Origin of the sequence: Actinoallomurus oryzae, from assembly GCF_039541955.1 — a bacterium.
GTDB lineage: Bacteria > Actinomycetota > Actinomycetes > Streptosporangiales > Streptosporangiaceae > Actinoallomurus > Actinoallomurus oryzae.
Genome location: NZ_BAABHF010000026.1, coordinates 163,599 through 177,806, shown reverse-complemented (window position 1 = coordinate 177,806; position 14,208 = coordinate 163,599). Strand labels below are relative to the sequence as shown.

14 protein-coding genes and 1 pseudogene are annotated in these 14,208 nt (G+C 73.0%); 6 read left to right on the top strand and 9 right to left on the bottom strand.

The annotated features are described in order from the left end of the window. Positions 1 to 74: 74 nt before the first annotated feature. The 3 genes from ABEA10_RS26305 to ABEA10_RS26295 form a co-directional block, all read right to left on the bottom strand. Positions 75 to 1,220: an FAD-dependent monooxygenase gene (locus ABEA10_RS26305; protein WP_345468560.1), complete on the bottom strand. Its 1,146-nt coding sequence runs from the start codon at positions 1,218 to 1,220 to the stop codon at positions 75 to 77. 102 nt (positions 1,221 to 1,322) lie between these two features. Then, a complete protein-coding gene (locus ABEA10_RS26300; protein WP_329235681.1) occupies positions 1,323 to 1,949 on the bottom strand; it encodes a maleylpyruvate isomerase N-terminal domain-containing protein in 627 nt (208 codons plus the stop codon). 319 nt (positions 1,950 to 2,268) lie between these two features. Then, complete coding sequence (locus ABEA10_RS26295; RefSeq protein ID WP_345468559.1) at positions 2,269 to 2,679, bottom strand: plectin; 411 nt, start codon at positions 2,677 to 2,679, stop codon at positions 2,269 to 2,271. Between the two features lie 237 nt (positions 2,680 to 2,916). Between ABEA10_RS26295 and ABEA10_RS26290 the strand changes: the two genes are divergently transcribed. Together ABEA10_RS26290 and ABEA10_RS26285 are read left to right on the top strand one after the other, a co-directional pair. Further along, positions 2,917 to 3,453 (top strand): TetR/AcrR family transcriptional regulator, encoded by a 537-nt coding sequence (locus ABEA10_RS26290; protein ID WP_345468558.1) that lies wholly within the window; start codon positions 2,917 to 2,919, stop codon positions 3,451 to 3,453. 127 nt (positions 3,454 to 3,580) lie between these two features. Continuing rightward, positions 3,581 to 4,447: an oxygenase MpaB family protein gene (locus tag ABEA10_RS26285; RefSeq protein ID WP_345468557.1), complete on the top strand. Its 867-nt coding sequence runs from the start codon at positions 3,581 to 3,583 to the stop codon at positions 4,445 to 4,447. Between the two features lie 106 nt (positions 4,448 to 4,553). On the opposite strand, the gene ABEA10_RS26280 is transcribed toward ABEA10_RS26285, so the two are convergent. The 3 genes and pseudogenes from ABEA10_RS26280 to ABEA10_RS26270 all read right to left on the bottom strand — a co-directional run. Continuing rightward, on the bottom strand, positions 4,554 to 5,141 hold the full coding sequence (locus ABEA10_RS26280) for a LutC/YkgG family protein (RefSeq protein ID WP_345468555.1): 588 nt from the start codon (positions 5,139 to 5,141) through the stop codon (positions 4,554 to 4,556). 354 nt (positions 5,142 to 5,495) lie between these two features. Further along, positions 5,496 to 6,644, bottom strand: a complete 1,149-nt coding sequence (locus ABEA10_RS26275) for a 4Fe-4S dicluster domain-containing protein (RefSeq protein WP_345468553.1) — start codon at positions 6,642 to 6,644, stop codon at positions 5,496 to 5,498. A 200-nt stretch (positions 6,645 to 6,844) separates the two neighbouring features. Next, positions 6,845 to 7,531 (bottom strand): annotated as a pseudogene (locus tag ABEA10_RS26270) ((Fe-S)-binding protein); the annotation flags it as partial. Positions 7,532 to 7,843: 312 nt separating this feature from the next. Between ABEA10_RS26270 and ABEA10_RS26265 the strand changes: the two are divergent. Next, positions 7,844 to 8,047 carry a DUF5999 family protein gene (locus tag ABEA10_RS26265; RefSeq protein ID WP_345468552.1) on the top strand — a complete coding sequence of 68 codons (204 nt, stop codon included), beginning with the start codon at positions 7,844 to 7,846 and terminating at the stop codon, positions 8,045 to 8,047. A gap of 52 nt (positions 8,048 to 8,099) precedes the next feature. Here the strand turns inward: ABEA10_RS26265 and ABEA10_RS26260 are convergent, their stop codons facing one another. Further along, positions 8,100 to 8,711 carry an alpha/beta hydrolase family protein gene (locus tag ABEA10_RS26260; protein WP_345468551.1) on the bottom strand — a complete coding sequence of 204 codons (612 nt, stop codon included), beginning with the start codon at positions 8,709 to 8,711 and terminating at the stop codon, positions 8,100 to 8,102. Positions 8,712 to 8,787: 76 nt separating this feature from the next. Here ABEA10_RS26260 and ABEA10_RS26255 point away from each other — a divergent pair, with 76 nt between their 5' ends. Then, complete coding sequence (locus ABEA10_RS26255) at positions 8,788 to 9,216, top strand: PPOX class F420-dependent oxidoreductase (protein ID WP_345468549.1); 429 nt, start codon at positions 8,788 to 8,790, stop codon at positions 9,214 to 9,216. A 99-nt stretch (positions 9,217 to 9,315) separates the two neighbouring features. Here the strand turns inward: ABEA10_RS26255 and ABEA10_RS26250 are convergent, their stop codons facing one another. Next, the gene (locus ABEA10_RS26250; RefSeq protein WP_345468547.1) at positions 9,316 to 10,446 is read right to left on the bottom strand and encodes a tetratricopeptide repeat protein; all 1,131 of its coding nucleotides are present in this window, start codon (positions 10,444 to 10,446) and stop codon (positions 9,316 to 9,318) included. A gap of 246 nt (positions 10,447 to 10,692) precedes the next feature. Between ABEA10_RS26250 and ABEA10_RS26245 the strand changes: the two genes are divergently transcribed. Together ABEA10_RS26245 and ABEA10_RS26240 are read left to right on the top strand one after the other, a co-directional pair. Next, positions 10,693 to 10,896, top strand: a complete 204-nt coding sequence (locus tag ABEA10_RS26245) for a helix-turn-helix transcriptional regulator (protein WP_329235699.1) — start codon at positions 10,693 to 10,695, stop codon at positions 10,894 to 10,896. After that, on the top strand, positions 10,874 to 11,281 hold the full coding sequence (locus ABEA10_RS26240; RefSeq protein WP_345468546.1) for a hypothetical protein: 408 nt from the start codon (positions 10,874 to 10,876) through the stop codon (positions 11,279 to 11,281). Before ABEA10_RS26245 ends, ABEA10_RS26240 begins: the two co-directional genes overlap by 23 nt. Positions 11,282 to 11,331: 50 nt before the next feature. On the opposite strand, the gene gcvP is transcribed toward ABEA10_RS26240, so the two are convergent. Continuing rightward, positions 11,332 to 14,172, bottom strand: coding sequence for an aminomethyl-transferring glycine dehydrogenase (gene gcvP, locus ABEA10_RS26235; protein WP_345468544.1), 2,841 nt, complete (start codon positions 14,170 to 14,172; stop codon positions 11,332 to 11,334). Between the last annotated feature and the right edge of the window lie 36 nt (positions 14,173 to 14,208).

The window sequence follows — 14,208 nt, the reverse complement described above, 5'->3', positions numbered from 1 at the left end:
GCGACGGTGTCGAGCGACCACCATCGCGACGCCGACGGAGGCGCCCCGATGGCGCGCGGTGTCGTCGGCGCCGGTCAGTAGTCCTTCAGCGTGTACGCGTCGACGACCTCGCGCGGGCTCTGCGGAAGCGCGGCCTCGCCGGTCTCGTCCTGCCCGCGGCGGCGAGCCTGGTTCACCAGCGCGAGGGCCTGGTTGCCGGTCACGTAGGCGCGCAGCTCACGCTCGTACGCCGCGAACGCCGCCGCGTGGTCGCCACCGGCCCGCGCGAGTTCGCCCGCGAGGACGTACGCGCCGACGAGCGCCATGCTCGTGCCCTGGCCCGAGGCGGGCGACCCGCAGTACCCCGCGTCGCCGACCAGGGCGACCCGGCCGCGCGACCACGCGTCCAGGTGGATCTGCGCCAGGGCGTCGAAGTGGAAGTCCGGGGCGTCCGCCAGGTGCTTCAGCAGCCGGGGCAGCTCCCAGCCTGCGTGGGCGAACCGCGCCGCCACCAGGCGCTTCTGCTCGCTCACCTCCGGGGGCAGGAACGCGGCGGGCGGCGCGTCCGCGTCGAAGCCGACGTAGACCCTCGCCTCCCGGTTGCCGCGCACGCTCATCACCATCGCGCCCCAGAAGTCGCCGCTCATCGGGTACACCACCTCCCAGCGGTCCAGGCCGAGGAAGTTCGGCACCGTCCAGACGGCGAGGTAGCTGCCGAGGTGCCGCAGGTGGTCCTCCTCCGGCCCGAACACCAGCCGCCTCGTCGAGGAGTGCACCCCGTCCGCGCCGACGACCAGGTCGAAGGTGCGCCGCGCGCCGCTCTCGAAGACGACCCGTACCTCGCCGTCGTCCTGTTCGAGTGAGGCGATCGCGTCGCCGAAGACGTACTCGGCCTCGCCCGCGCCGGCGAGGATCGCCGCCAGGTCGTCGCGCAGGATCTCCACGTCGGGGCCGCCGACGTCGCCGCCGCTCGCGGTGCGGTCGGTCGTGGTGGACAGCTCCTCGCCGTTGTCCCCGACCACCGACATGCCGCGCAGGTCCGTGCTCCGGCGGCGCACCTCCTCCAGCACGCCCATGCGCCGGACCACCTCGATCGCCGGCCCCCGCACGTCGATCGCCTGGCCACCGGGCCGCAGGCCGCGCGCCCGCTCCACGACCGTGACCTCGAACCCGTACCGCCGCAGCCAGTAGGCCAGCGCCGGCCCGGCGATGCTCGCGCCGGATATGAGAACTCTCCGCATGACACTCTCCCTGTCGTCTCGATCACCAGGAGACTCGCCGGGCGTGCTGACAGGGAGCTGATCGATCGAGGAGGCACGCCTACGCCGCGCTGACAGGAGGTGTCAGGCGGGCTGCCAGTCGGGGGCCCGGCCGGAGGCGCGCAGGACGGCCTCCCAGCGGTCTCCCCCGGCCGGTGCGGGCAGGTGGGGCACGCCCGTACGCCAGGCGGCCTCGATGACGTCGGGCCGGCTCGGGCGGTGGTCCTTGTCGAGGGCGCGGGCGAGGTCCCAGGCGTGCAGGTGCCACTCGACGCACACCGCCCCGGCGTAGTCGCCCGCCGTCAGCTTGGTGCCGCGGTAGGCGAGGTACGGCTCGTCCCAGACGTCCGGCAGCCGGTCGGCGTACGCCTCGGCCGAGATGGCGAACGCGACGATGTGCTCGCGGCCCGTGGCGGGGGGCAGCACGGCCAGCTCCGCGGCGTTCTGCCGGGACAGCTGGCGTACGAGAAGGGCCGCGGGAGCGTCCTGGGCGAACAGCCGGGACAGCCGGCTGGACGGTGCGTCGTTGAGGTACTCGTGGAAGTTCTCCGCCACGCAGCGAAGATGGCCGGCCAGGTCGATGGCCTCCCACTCGCGGCACGGCGTCGGCACGGACCAGTCGGAGAAGTGCGCGGCCAGCTCACAGATCGCGACGACGCCCTCTCTGCACGCGCGCAGAAGGTCGCGCCGATCTGGCGGCGTGCGCTCCACGTGATCCCCCCGGACAGAGCACTTCCCACTGACTCGCTTCGCCGCGAGCGGACCGGGCGCTGTGGCCCACGACGATTCTCTGAGTCGGTAGATTCTCAGAGTTGGACGGCCCGTGCCACTTCGGTGCGCCGTGTTCACGCTGGTCGCGCCACCCCCTACGCGAAAGCGTTCGATGGCCGCGGCCGGTCGCGGCTCCACGGGCACGAGCGCACGAGACGATCAACGTCTGCGCCAAGTGTGCCCAGCGGAACCGCGGCCCGCCGTCAGGTCACCGTGCTGATGACCGGATGCAAGCGAACGATCTACGAGACGGCCGGGCTCAGCTCGCGATCGACGGGCTGGTGCGGAAGCTCAGCTTGTGCGCCTCGCGCAGCGACCGCAGCCGGTCGGCCTCGTCGGTGTACGGCCGCACCGACGGCTTGGCCCGCGCACGGCGCGCGGCGATCTGCGCGCCGCGACGCTGCGCGGCGTCGCCGTACTCATAGGTCTTGGGCCCCATCGCGACGCGCTCGGCGGCGTTCGCGGCGGCCAGCGCGTCGAACAGTGCACGGTCGTAGGCGATGGCGAGCCGGCGCACCTCGTCGTACGGCCGGTGCTCGGCCTGGGCGGAGCGGAGACGGCTCTCGGCCTCCTGCGCGTCGGCGAGCCTGTCGCGCAGGCCGGCGGCGAGCTCCTTGTCTGCGGCGTAGCGCTCGGCGACCTCCGCGCCCATCTTGCGCCCGAGGCTCATGAATCCTCCTTCGTCGGAGGAGTGTTCCTCAGGCTGGTTCGCTCGCTCCGCTCTCTCACGAGCCCTCCTTCGTCGGAGGAGTGTTCCTCAGGCTCGTCTTCTCGATTCGCTCGTCGCGTTGGCTCATGAGGGCGCTCCTTCCCTGGTTGCTGTCCGAGCCAAGGGTAGAGGGTGGCGAGGGGTGACACGCGGCGGGGACACTTCCCGGCCGCCGCCTTTACATAGTAAAGTATGATCATGTCGCAGCGACCGCCGCTCACCCGTGAGCGCATCATCGAGTCCGCGCTCCATCTCATCGACGGCCAGGGGCTCGGCCGCCTCACGATGCGCCGCCTCGGCGATGCCCTGGAGGTCGAGGCGATGGCGATCTACCACCATCTCCCCCACGGCAAGGAACAGTTGCTCGAGCAGCTGATCGCGTACGTGGCCGCGCATCCGGTGCCGCCCGGCGCCGGCGACGTGCGCGACCGGCTGCGCACGTGGGCCGGCGGCTACCGCGACCGGCTCCTCCAGCACATCGGCGTGATGCCGCTCATCGTGACCCGCCGCAACCCCGGAGCGCTCATGGCCACCACCCAGTCCGTCCAGGACCTGCTGCGCACCGCCGGGCGCACCGAGGCCGAGGCGGCGATCGGCGCCCACACCCTCCTCGGCTACCTCCTCGGCACGGTCGCCCTCGACGCGCGCGAGCAGGCCGCCGAGACGGCGCCGGACGTCGACCGGGACGGCCGGTTCCAGGCGGGCCTGGACGGGATTCTCGCCACGATCGCCTGACCGCCGTCCCTCACTACCGGGGGGTCGCCCGGTCACTGTGAGCCCTGCCACAGCACGGGACCGGATCGTCCCGTACGATGCTCGCGCCGATCCCTTGTAAGCGACCTCTTACCCCCCGGAGGGCTGCATGGCCCGCTACTCCCGGCTCCGGCAGATCCAGCGGCTCGACCCCGAGAGCGACTACCAGGAGATCTACCGGATCAGCACCGAGTACGAATTCCCCTGGGACGTGACCCGCGCGCTCGAACTCGCGCTCTTCCGCACGTACGCCGTGCCGTCCATCGGCGGACTGCTCGACCGGACACGCGAGTTCGCCGACCATGGCCAGAAGCGCTACGACGACACCGTCGTCCTGCTGTACGAGATGACACGCGACGGCGGCATGGACTCCCCGCGGGGACGGGCGGCGGTCCGGCACATGAACCGGATCCACGGCCGGTACCCGATCAGCAACGACGACTTCCTCTACGTCCTGTCGACCTTCGTCGTCGTGCCGGTGCGGTGGATCTCCCGGTACGGCTGGCGGCCGTACAGCCGGCACGAGGTGCGGGCGACGGTCAACACCTTCCGGCACATGGGCCGCCTCATGGGCCTGAAGAACATCCCGGAGACCTACGAGGAGTTCGCCGCGCTGCTCGACGGCTACGAGCGCGAACACTACGCCTTCAACGAGCCGAGCCGCCGCGTGGCCGAGGCGACGATCGCCATCTTCCAGGGCTGGTTCCCCGCCTTCGCACGGCCGTTCGCGCGCCGCGGCGTGATCGCGATGACCGACGCACCGCTGCGGGAGGCGCTGGGCCTGCACCGCTCGCCACGCGCGCTGGAGACCGCCGCCGACCGCGCGCTGCGGGCCCGCGCGCTGCTGGTCCGGCTGATGCCGGCGCGCCCGGAGTCGCTGCCGAAGAGACCGCGCCCGCGCACGTACCGGAACGGCTACACGCTGGAGGAGATCGGCCCGGCCTGGATCCGCGAACGCGCCGCGCGCACCGGCTGATCACCGCTCGCGCGAGCAACGAGCGCCGCGCGGTGACGCGGTCGCCTTTCGCGCGGTGACGCGGTCCCTCTCCGGGCGGTGACGCGCTCCCCCTCGCCGCGGGCTCTCAGTCCTCCACCACGAGGATCTCCAGCGTGCGTCCGGCGGGCGGGCCGCTGATCCAGCTCAGCGGGTGGTACGGGTCGAGGCGGCGGACGGCCTCGGGCACGGTGTGCACGATCTGGTCGGCGTGCACCACGCACAGGTGGTGACGCGGGATGAGCGTCAGCGCGCGGCGTCCCTGCGCGCGCCCGCCGTCGAGGACCACGGTGCCGGTCTCGGCGATGGCGAGCGCACAGCCGGTGACCACGCCGTCCGCCTCGGCGAGCACCGCCGGGTCGAGCGGCGGGTCGTCGGCCAGCGGGCGCACGCCCTCCAGGCCCGGCAGCCAACCGCGTGGCAGGTCGGCGGGGACCGCGACGCGCTTGGCCTCACGCGCCCAGAGCATCGCCGCCATCGCCACCGCCAATTCGTCGAAGGCCACGTGACGCACGGCGGCCCGCCGGTCCGCGACGCGCTCGCCGAACAGCGCGATCACGTCTCCGCGCGGCACCGGGACGCGCCGCCGGTAGCCGCGCGGCACGCACACGTCCCCGTCGTCCCCTGCGGGGAACGCGGCCCGCACACGCCGCAGGATCTCCTCACGCGCGCCCACGGCGTCCTCCTCCGCCGCAGGCGGCGACCACGGGCCCACGCCACATGCCGATCCGCCCGCAGCGCGCACCCGCCGCGCCACCCCCACCGGAGGAAGCGACCGCAGGCACACTCCGCATGCCGACCCGCCCACAGCGCGCACCCGCCGCGCCACCCCCACCGGAGGAAATGACCGCAGGCACACCTCGCATGCCGATCCACCCGCAGCACGCACTCACTGCGCCTCCCCCACCGGAGGAAGCGGCCGCGGGCGCGCCTCGCGCGTGCGAGGCGGGCGCGGGAATCGGCCGGGTCCGGTGCCGCGCCGGCCGGCGGGCGGGGCCACTGCGCTCGTCGGTTCGCTCGCTGCGCTCACTCATCGTCGGCGCCGCCACCAGGCGCGGAAGCTCTGCCTCGGCGGCGCGGGCAGGTCCCGGGCGTCGGTCCACTTGCCGAACAGGCCGGGCAGCCGGCGGATCCGCCCGTCGCGGGCGAGCAGGCGCCCCCACCGTGCCCGGCGTACGAGCGTGTGCTCGTAGCGGCGCTGGTCGCCCATGCTCCAGGCGAGGCCGCGCATCAGGAGCATCTCCGGCGGCGGCACCGGTCGGCCGCGCCGCGCGTCGACGACCCGGCCGCGCAGGTGCACGAGCATCGCCGGGATATCGATCTTCACCGGGCAGACGTCGGCGCAGGCACCGCAGAGCGTCGAGGCGAACGGCAGTGACGCGCCCAGCGGCGCCTCGACGCCCCGTATCTGCGGGGTGAGCACGGCGCCGATCGGCCCCGCGCGGCCCGGGCCGTACGGTCGCGGGCCGGTGCGCTGGAAGACGGGGCAGACGTCGCCGCAGGCCGAACAGTGGACGCACCGCAGAGCCGCCCGCCCGTCGGGGTCGGCGAGGACCGTGGTGCGGCCGTTGTCGAGCAGCACCAGCGCGAAGTCGCCCGTGAGCGTGGCGATCGCGGGCCGCATCGGCACGCCCGCGCCCGCCCGCGACACGAGCTGGAGCAGCACCTCCAGGTCGGTCCAGTCGGGGACGACGTCCTCGATACCGGCCACGACCACGAGCGTGCCGGGGAAGGTCAGGCCGTCGCCCCGGTCGGCGACGACCAGCGTGCCGGTCTCGGCCACCAGGAAGCCGGCGCCGACGACCGCGGCCTTGCTGTGCGGGCCGGGTTCCGCGCCGTCGAGCCCGATCTCGTCGGTGACGTCGGAGCGGACCAGGGCGGCCGGGGCGTCGTCCGGAAGCAGGCCGCCGATGATCCGGCGGGCCTCGGCTGCGTCGCGCGCCCAGTGGACGTGCCCGCCCTCCTCCTCGACGGCGGCCTCCAGTGTCTCCAGGTGGGCGCCGAGTTCGCGGAGCGTACGCTCGCGGATCGCCGCGCCGGCTTCGCGCAGCGCCTCCCAGGCGGGAAATCCGCCGACGGCGTCCGCGCGGCGCGCCCGCGCCTCGGCGGCGGCCCGCCGTCGCCTGCGTCGCGCGCCGGGATCGCCGAGCTCGGGGCGCGCCGCGTCGGAGAACCTCACGGTGCATCCGATCGCGGCACGTCCGATCGCGGCTTGTCCGGCCCCGGCACGTCCGGCCCCGGCGCATCCGACCGCAGCACGTCCGACCGCGGCGCATCCGAACGCCGTGTCTCCCTCCGCGGCGTGTCCGATCGCGGCGCGGTGCCGGTCGTGCGTCCGGCGTCGTCGGGAGTCCGCGCGGGCTCGGCCGGGCCCAGCCCGGAGGCGAGGATCTCGGCGAGGTGCACCGCGCGCACCCCGCTGCGCAGCCGCGACAGCGCGCCGCCGAGATGGGTGAGGCAGGAGTCGTCGGCGGCGCACACGACCTCGGCGCCGGTCTCGTGGATCCGCGCGATCTTGTCGGCGACCATCGCGACCGAGGTGTCGGCGTTCTTCATGGCGAAGGCCCCGCCGAAACCGCAGCACTCCCCCGCCTCGGGCAGGTCGGCCAGCTCCAGGTCGCGGACCGCGCGCAGCAGCCGGAGCGGCCGGTCGCCGAGGCCGAGGGCCCGCAGCGAGTGGCAGGTCGGCTGGTAGGTCACCCGGTGCGGGTAGCGCGCGCCGACGTCGGTGACGCCCAGGACGTCGACGAGCAGCTCGGACAGCTCGTAGACCGGTAAGCCGGCGAGCGCCGGATCCATCCGCGGGTAGGCGGTGCGCACGGTCGCGGCGCACGAGGCGGACGGAGTCACGATCAGTTCGTGACCGGTGAACATCTCGGTGAGGCGGCGGGCCAGCGCGGTGGCTTCCGGATGGTATCCGGCCGTCCAGTGCATGTGCCCGCAGCAGGTCTGGGCAGGGTCGAAGACGACCTCGTGCCCGAGATGCTCGAGCAGCCGTACGACGGCCCGTCCAGTGGCGGGAAAAAGCGCATCCCCCCAGCACGTGACGAACACGGCGATGCGCACGTGGGCTCCCCTTCCCTCCGACGCAGTACAGCATCCTAGGACGGAGGTTCAAGCCTGATCATGGAAACCCGAACACAGTCGCGCTCTGCACCAAGAGTTGTTCTTTGGCCGTTATTGATGCGAGTGTGGGCCGATAACCCGTAAAGTGATCTGTGTCACCGGTGAGTACTGGGAGGCGATCAGGCCAACTGGAAAACCGCCCGGCCGTGCTATGTCGCCATGAAGGTGAACCACAGCACACTTGACAACGTCTCACTGCGTAGAGACACCCAGACAGACCACCCCAGTAGTTGAAGACCGGAGGCACGAACCATGTGCCAACACCAGCCGCCTTGTCCCAAAGCGACGGCGCGCGACCGCGAGGCCGCCCGCACCGTCACGTGCCACCCCGAGCAGGGGTGGAGCCTGCTGTGCAACGGCATCGTGCTGTTCGAGGACACCGGTGAGCTGCTTCCCGACGGGGAGATCATCGCTCCACACCGCCCGACGGATCTTCCTGCTCCGTCGGCGGCCTGACGCGTTCCTCACACGGGGGACTAGTTCTTTCGAGTGATCATCCTCGGGGGATTCAGCTTCGACCGCTCCACCGGCCGAGCCATTCGGCCGCGACCTCGCCGACCGCCGACGGGGTCCGGGAAAGATCGTGCCGTTCACCCGGCATGACACGCACTTCCGTGGCGTCGGCCGGATCCGGCACACCGAACGGATCACGGTCACCGTTGACGACCACGACCTCCACCCCCGCGTCGCGCAGCTCCCCTGCGCGCGACCTCGCCGGGTTCGACGGCGGGTGCAGCGGGAACGCCAGCGCGATCACCCCGCGCGCCCCGGCCTTCAGCGCCGTACGGCACGCCACGCGGGCGCCGTTGCTCCGCCCGCACTGAATCAGCGGCACGTCGCCGTACCGCTCCCGCAGCGTCTCGATGACCGTCAGCCAGGCCTCGTCCTGGCGGGCCGGCGACCCGGGCGCACGCCTTCCCGCCACGCGGAACGGCTGCAGGATCCCGGCCACCGCACCGCCCAGCCGCAGCGCCTCGGCGCGAACCGCCCGCAGGTCCGGCGCGTCCAGCCCGCCGTTCGACCCGTGGGTCAGCACCAGCAGGAACGCCGGGTCCACCACCTCGTCCAGCGTGACCTCGGCCGGCCCCGCCGGCGTCGCCACCTCCCACGTCGGCTTCATGGCACGCACCGTACTCCACCGGCACCGACGCCCCCTCGCCGGTGTGTCCCGGGCCGCGACGGGCGATGATCTGATCATGGCGAAGACGATGAGCACGGCCGAGTGGCGGGAGTTCGTCTCGAGCGGCACCCATACCGGGAAGGCCGCGGTGACAGGCGCCGACGGAACACCCCACGTGACGCCCATCTGGTTCCTGCTCGACGGGGACGACCTGGTGTTCAACACCGCGGAGTCGAGCATGAAGGGGCGCGCGCTGCGGCGCGACCCGCGGATCTGCGTGTGCGTGGACGACGACACGCCGCCGTTCTCGTTCGTGTCGCTGTGGGGACGCGCGACGCTCTCCACGGACGTGGACGAGGTCCGCCGGTGGGCGACCCGCCTCGGCGGCCGCTACATGGGCGCCGAGCACGCCGAGGAGTACGGCGCGCGCAACGGCGTACCGGGCGAATACCTCGTCCGCGTACGCATCGAGAAGGTCGTGGCAGTGAGGGACATCGCCGACTGACAGTAATGAAGCGGCAGGTGAGGGACGAGCCGTCCGCGTAGCGAGTGCGACCATCCGACACGAGCGGCGAGCCGACGAGCGACCTTCGCGCTCATCGGCTCACTCGTCGCCGGGCCACCTCGGGGGTGGTATCGGCGTGTCCGGGCCCATGACCTGCCGCAGGCGTTCGGCGAAGCTCTCCTTCAGCGCCTCGCCCCAGGCGTAGTCCTCCGGCACCCGGACGAGCTGGCCGAGCAGGTCGTAGATCTCGGCGGGCAGCCCCTCGGGGCCTTCGCCGTGGCGCATGGCGGCGATGGCGTACATGTGGTCGAGCGCGCCGAACGCCTCGCCGGTCAGCAGCGGGAGGGCGCCGGCCCGCAGCGCGGCCTCGATGTCGTCCTCCCACCACAGGTGCTCGCCGCCGTCGGTGGCGAACGTGCGCCGCAGCCGGGCGCGTACGTGCTCGCCCAGCGCCGGGTCGTCCAGCCCGCGGCGCCACACCTCCTGGGCCGCCTCGTCGCGGCCTCGCAGCGGAAGCGTGCGGGCCAGCAGCTCGATCGCCAGCGGCACGACCTCGGGGTCGGAGTCCTCGGTCGGGGTGACGCTGCCGAACGCGGCGATCGCCTGCTCCAGGTGGGCGATGCCGAGACTCACCGCGAGGCGCGCGTGCGCCTGCCGGTCGCGCTTGCGGTCGAGGACCTCCATCGCCCCGTCGAGGGCGCGCTGGGCGCGCGCGGGCTCGCCCCAGTCGAGCAGCCGCAGTGCGAGGTCGTGCGCGGCGGCCGGGGCGTAGCGCGGGTCGCGGGTGGCGATGGCACGCTCCCACCACTCGCAGGCCTGCGCGGCGTCGCCCTCCTCGTCGGCGATCTGCGCGAGCGCCAGGCAGGCGGGCGGCAGGTAGGCGGGGTTGGCGAAGTCGACCACGGTGCGCCAGGCCTCGCGCGCCCGGTCGCGGTCGCCGGAGCGCTCCCACGACAGCGCCAGGTGGTACGCGGCGCGCGCGCCGTACTCCGGGTCCTTGGTGCCGATCGCGACCCGGTCGGCCTCGCGGGCGCCGTCGAGGTCACCGCCGCTCTCGAGCACCACGGCGAGCCCGAGGGCCGCCTGCGCGCGCTCGGTGGTGCCGCCGGTCTCCAGCACCTGGCGGAACAGCGTGGCGGCGTCGTCGAGCCGGCCGCCCTCGGCGTGCGCGCGCGCCTCGTCGAGCCGGGTCGACGGCTGCGCGGCCGTCTCCTCCGGCGGGGTCGTCATGACGTGCTCCCGCGGCCACGGGGGAACCCGTCACCGGACGTCCTCATCGGCGCCTCGCAGGCGTCGCTCGCACTCATCTCCGTGCCCTTGGGGGTAGGCGGCGTGTGGGATGAGCCTAACGGGATTCGGGCCGCCCCGTCCCGCAGCGTGACCGTGATGTCCGGCTCGGGCCAATGGAAAGCGTCCTTGACATCTCGACCGTGTAAAGCATACTTTCCATGGCGAACGTCAAAGGAGCTTTACAGCATGCGGAACGACGTGCGCGAGCTACGGGCCGCGAAGGGCCTGTCGCAGCAGGCGCTCGGGCAGGCCCTCGGCGTGTCCCGTCAGACGATCAACGCGATCGAGCAGGGCCGGTACGACCCTTCCCTCCCGCTCGCGATCCGCATGGCCCGCTATTTCGGCAGGACCGTCGAGGAGGTCTTCCATGTCGACGATGAGAGGTCATGAGGCCGCCCGCACACGGCGCTGGCTGGTGCCAGGCCTGTGTGTCGTGGCCGGCGCCGGCTACGCCGCCGTCTTCCTGGCCCACCACCGTCCGATCGCGGCCGTGATCGGCGCGGGTGTGATGCTCGCGTACGCGCTCGTGCTGGTGATCTTCTCGCGGCGCAGCGAGGCGGTCGCCCTGCTCCGCGAGGACGGCCCGGACGAACGCCGTGCCCTGATCACGACGAGGGCGGCCGCGACCACCCTGTACGCCCTGATGGTCCTCTCGGTGATCATGCTCTTCGTCCAGCTCGCCCGCGGCGCCGACCCCGGCGCGTGGGGCGTGGTCTCCGGCGTCGGCGGCTTCGTGTTCATCGTCTCGATCGCGTACGAGTCGCGGCGCCGCTGACGCCGCACAGGGGCGTCCGGACCGCGGCCGGCCCGGACGCCCGTACGGGATCAGGACTCGAAGGCCTCCGGCGGCGGGCAGGCGCAGACGAGGTTGCGGTCGCCGTAGGCCTGGTCGATGCGGCGCACCGGCGGCCAGTACTTGTTCTCCCGCAGCGACGGGAGCGGGTAGGCCGCCTCCTCGCGGGTGTAGGAGTGCTTCCAGTCGGTGGTCAGCAGCGCCGCCGCGGTGTGCGGGGCGTTCTTGAGCGGGTTGTCGTCGGCGTCGTAGTCGCCGGCGGCGACCCGCTCGACCTCCCGCCGGATCTCGATCATCGCGTCGCAGAAGCGGTCGAGCTCGGCGCGGTCCTCGCTCTCGGTCGGCTCGATCATCAGCGTGCCGGCCACCGGGAAGGCGAGGGTGGGGGCGTGGATGCCGTAGTCGATGAGCCGCTTGGCGACGTCCTCGGCGGTGACCTTGGTCTCCTTGGTGATCTTCCGGATGTCGATGATGCACTCGTGGGCGACGAGGCCGCCCCGGCCGGTGAAGAGCACCGGGTAGTGGCCGTCGAGCCGCTTGGCGACGTAGTTGGCGGCCAGCACCGCCGCCTCGGTCGCCTCGCGCAGCCCGTCGGCGCCCATCATCGCGATGTAGGCCCACGAGATCGGCAGGATGCCCGCCGAGCCCCACGGGGCCGCCGAGATCGGGCCGCTGCCGGTCTCCGGACCGGCCTCGGACCGCAGCGGGTGGTTCGGCAGGAACGGCACGAGGTGCTCGCGCACGCCCACCGGGCCGACGCCCGGCCCGCCGCCGCCGTGCGGGATGCAGAAGGTCTTGTGGAGGTTCAGGTGCGACACGTCGGCGCCGAACTCCCCCAGGCGTGCCAGCCCGACGAGGGCGTTGAGGTTGGCGCCGTCGACGTAGACCTGGCCGCCCGCCGCGTGCACGCTCTCGCAGACCTCGGTGATCGTCTCCTCGTAGATGCCGTGCGTCGAGGGGTACGTCACCATGATCGCGGCGAGGGAGTCGCGGTGCTTGTCGATCTTGGCGTGCAGGTCGTCGAGGTCGATGTCACCGCTCTCGGTGCTCTTCACCACGACCACCCGCATCCCGGCCATCACCGCGCTGGCGGCGTTCGTGCCGTGCGCCGAGGAGGGGATCAGGCAGACGTTCCGGTGGCTCTCACCGCGTGAGGCGTGGTAGCCGTGCACGGCGAGCAGGCCGGCCAGCTCCCCCTGCGAGCCGGCGTTGGGCTGCACCGACACCTTGGCGTACCCGGTGATCTCGGCCAGCCACGACTCGAGCTCGCCGATCATCTCGACGTACCCCTGCGCCTGCTCCAGCGGGGCGAACGGGTGGATCTGCGCGAACTCCGGCCAGGTGATCGGCTCCATCTCGGTCGTGGCGTTCAGCTTCATCGTGCAGGAACCGAGCGGGATCATCGAGCGGTCCAGCGCGATGTCCTTGTCCTGCAGGCGGCGCAGGTAGCGCAGCATCGCCGTTTCCGACCGGTGCGCGTGGAACACCGGGTGGGTCAGGAACTCGCTCTCCCGCCGCAGAGCCGGCGGGAACTCGTCCCCGGCCGCGTCGGCGGCCTCGTCCTCCGCGCCGCCGAACGCCCGCAGGACCCGCGTGACGTGATCGCCCGTGGTCGTCTCGTCACAGGCGACACCGACCTGGTCGGCGTCCACCCGGCGCAGGTTGATCCCGAGGTCGAGCGCCCGGCGTACGACCTCATCGGCCCGGCCGGGGACCCGGGCCAGCACCGTGTCGAAGAAGCGGTCGTGCACGACCTCGACGCCCTGCCGGCCCAGGCCGGCGGCGAGGCGCGCCGCGTGGCCGTGCACCCGCTCGGCGATGCCCTTCAGGCCCTCGGGACCGTGGTAGACCGCGTACATGCTCGCCATCACGGCGAGCAGCACCTGGGCGGTGCAGATGTTGCTGGTGGCCTTCTCTCGGCGGATGTGCTGCTCTCGCGTCTGCAGCGCGAGCCGGTACGCCTGCCCGCCGTCGGCGTCGAGCGAGACCCCGACGAGCCGCCCGGGGAGCTGGCGCTGGATGCCATCGCGCACCGACATGTAGCCGGCGTGCGGGCCGCCGAAGCCGTACGGCACGCCGAAGCGCTGCGTGGTGCCCACCGCGATGTCGGCGCCGAACTCCCCCGGCGGCCGGAGCAGCGTCAGGGCGAGCAGGTCGGCGGCGACCACGACCTGGGCGCCGCGCCCGTGCGCCGCCTCGGTGAGGCCGGACAGGTCGCGTACGGCGCCGCTCGCCCCCGGATACTGCAGCAGCACGCCGAAGAAGTCGCCCTCCGGCAGCCCCTCGGACGTGTCGGCGACGACGACCTCGATGCCCAGCGGCACCGCGCGGGTGCGGATCACCTCGACGGTCTGCGGCAGCACGTCGGTGTCGACGAGGAAGGCGTCGCCGCTCCCCCGCGGCGCGACGCGGTGCGCCAGCGTCATCGCCTCCGCGGCGGCGGTGCCCTCGTCCAGCAGCGAGGCGTTCGCCACCGGCAGCCCGGTCAGGTCGCTCACCATGGTCTGGAAGTTCAGCAGCGCCTCGAGCCGGCCCTGGGAGATCTCCGGCTGGTACGGCGTGTAGGCGGTGTACCAGCCGGGGTTCTCCAGGACGTTGCGCAGGATCACGCCCGGGGTGATCGTGCCGTGGTAGCCGAGGCCGATCATCGAGGTGAGGACCTGGTTGCGCGCGGCCAGCTCGCGCAGCCGCGCCAGCGCCTCCACCTCGCTCAGGGCGGGCGGCAGGTCGAGCGGGCGGCCGGTGCGGATCCGGGCGGGCACGGCCGCGTCGACGAGCGCGGCGACGCCGTCGTACCCGGCGGCCTCGGCCATCGCGGCGCGTTCGGCCGGTGAGGGTCCGATGTGGCGGGCGGCGAACGGAACCTCGATCATGGGAAGCCTCCAGGCGGGTCGGGGCGCGAACACCAC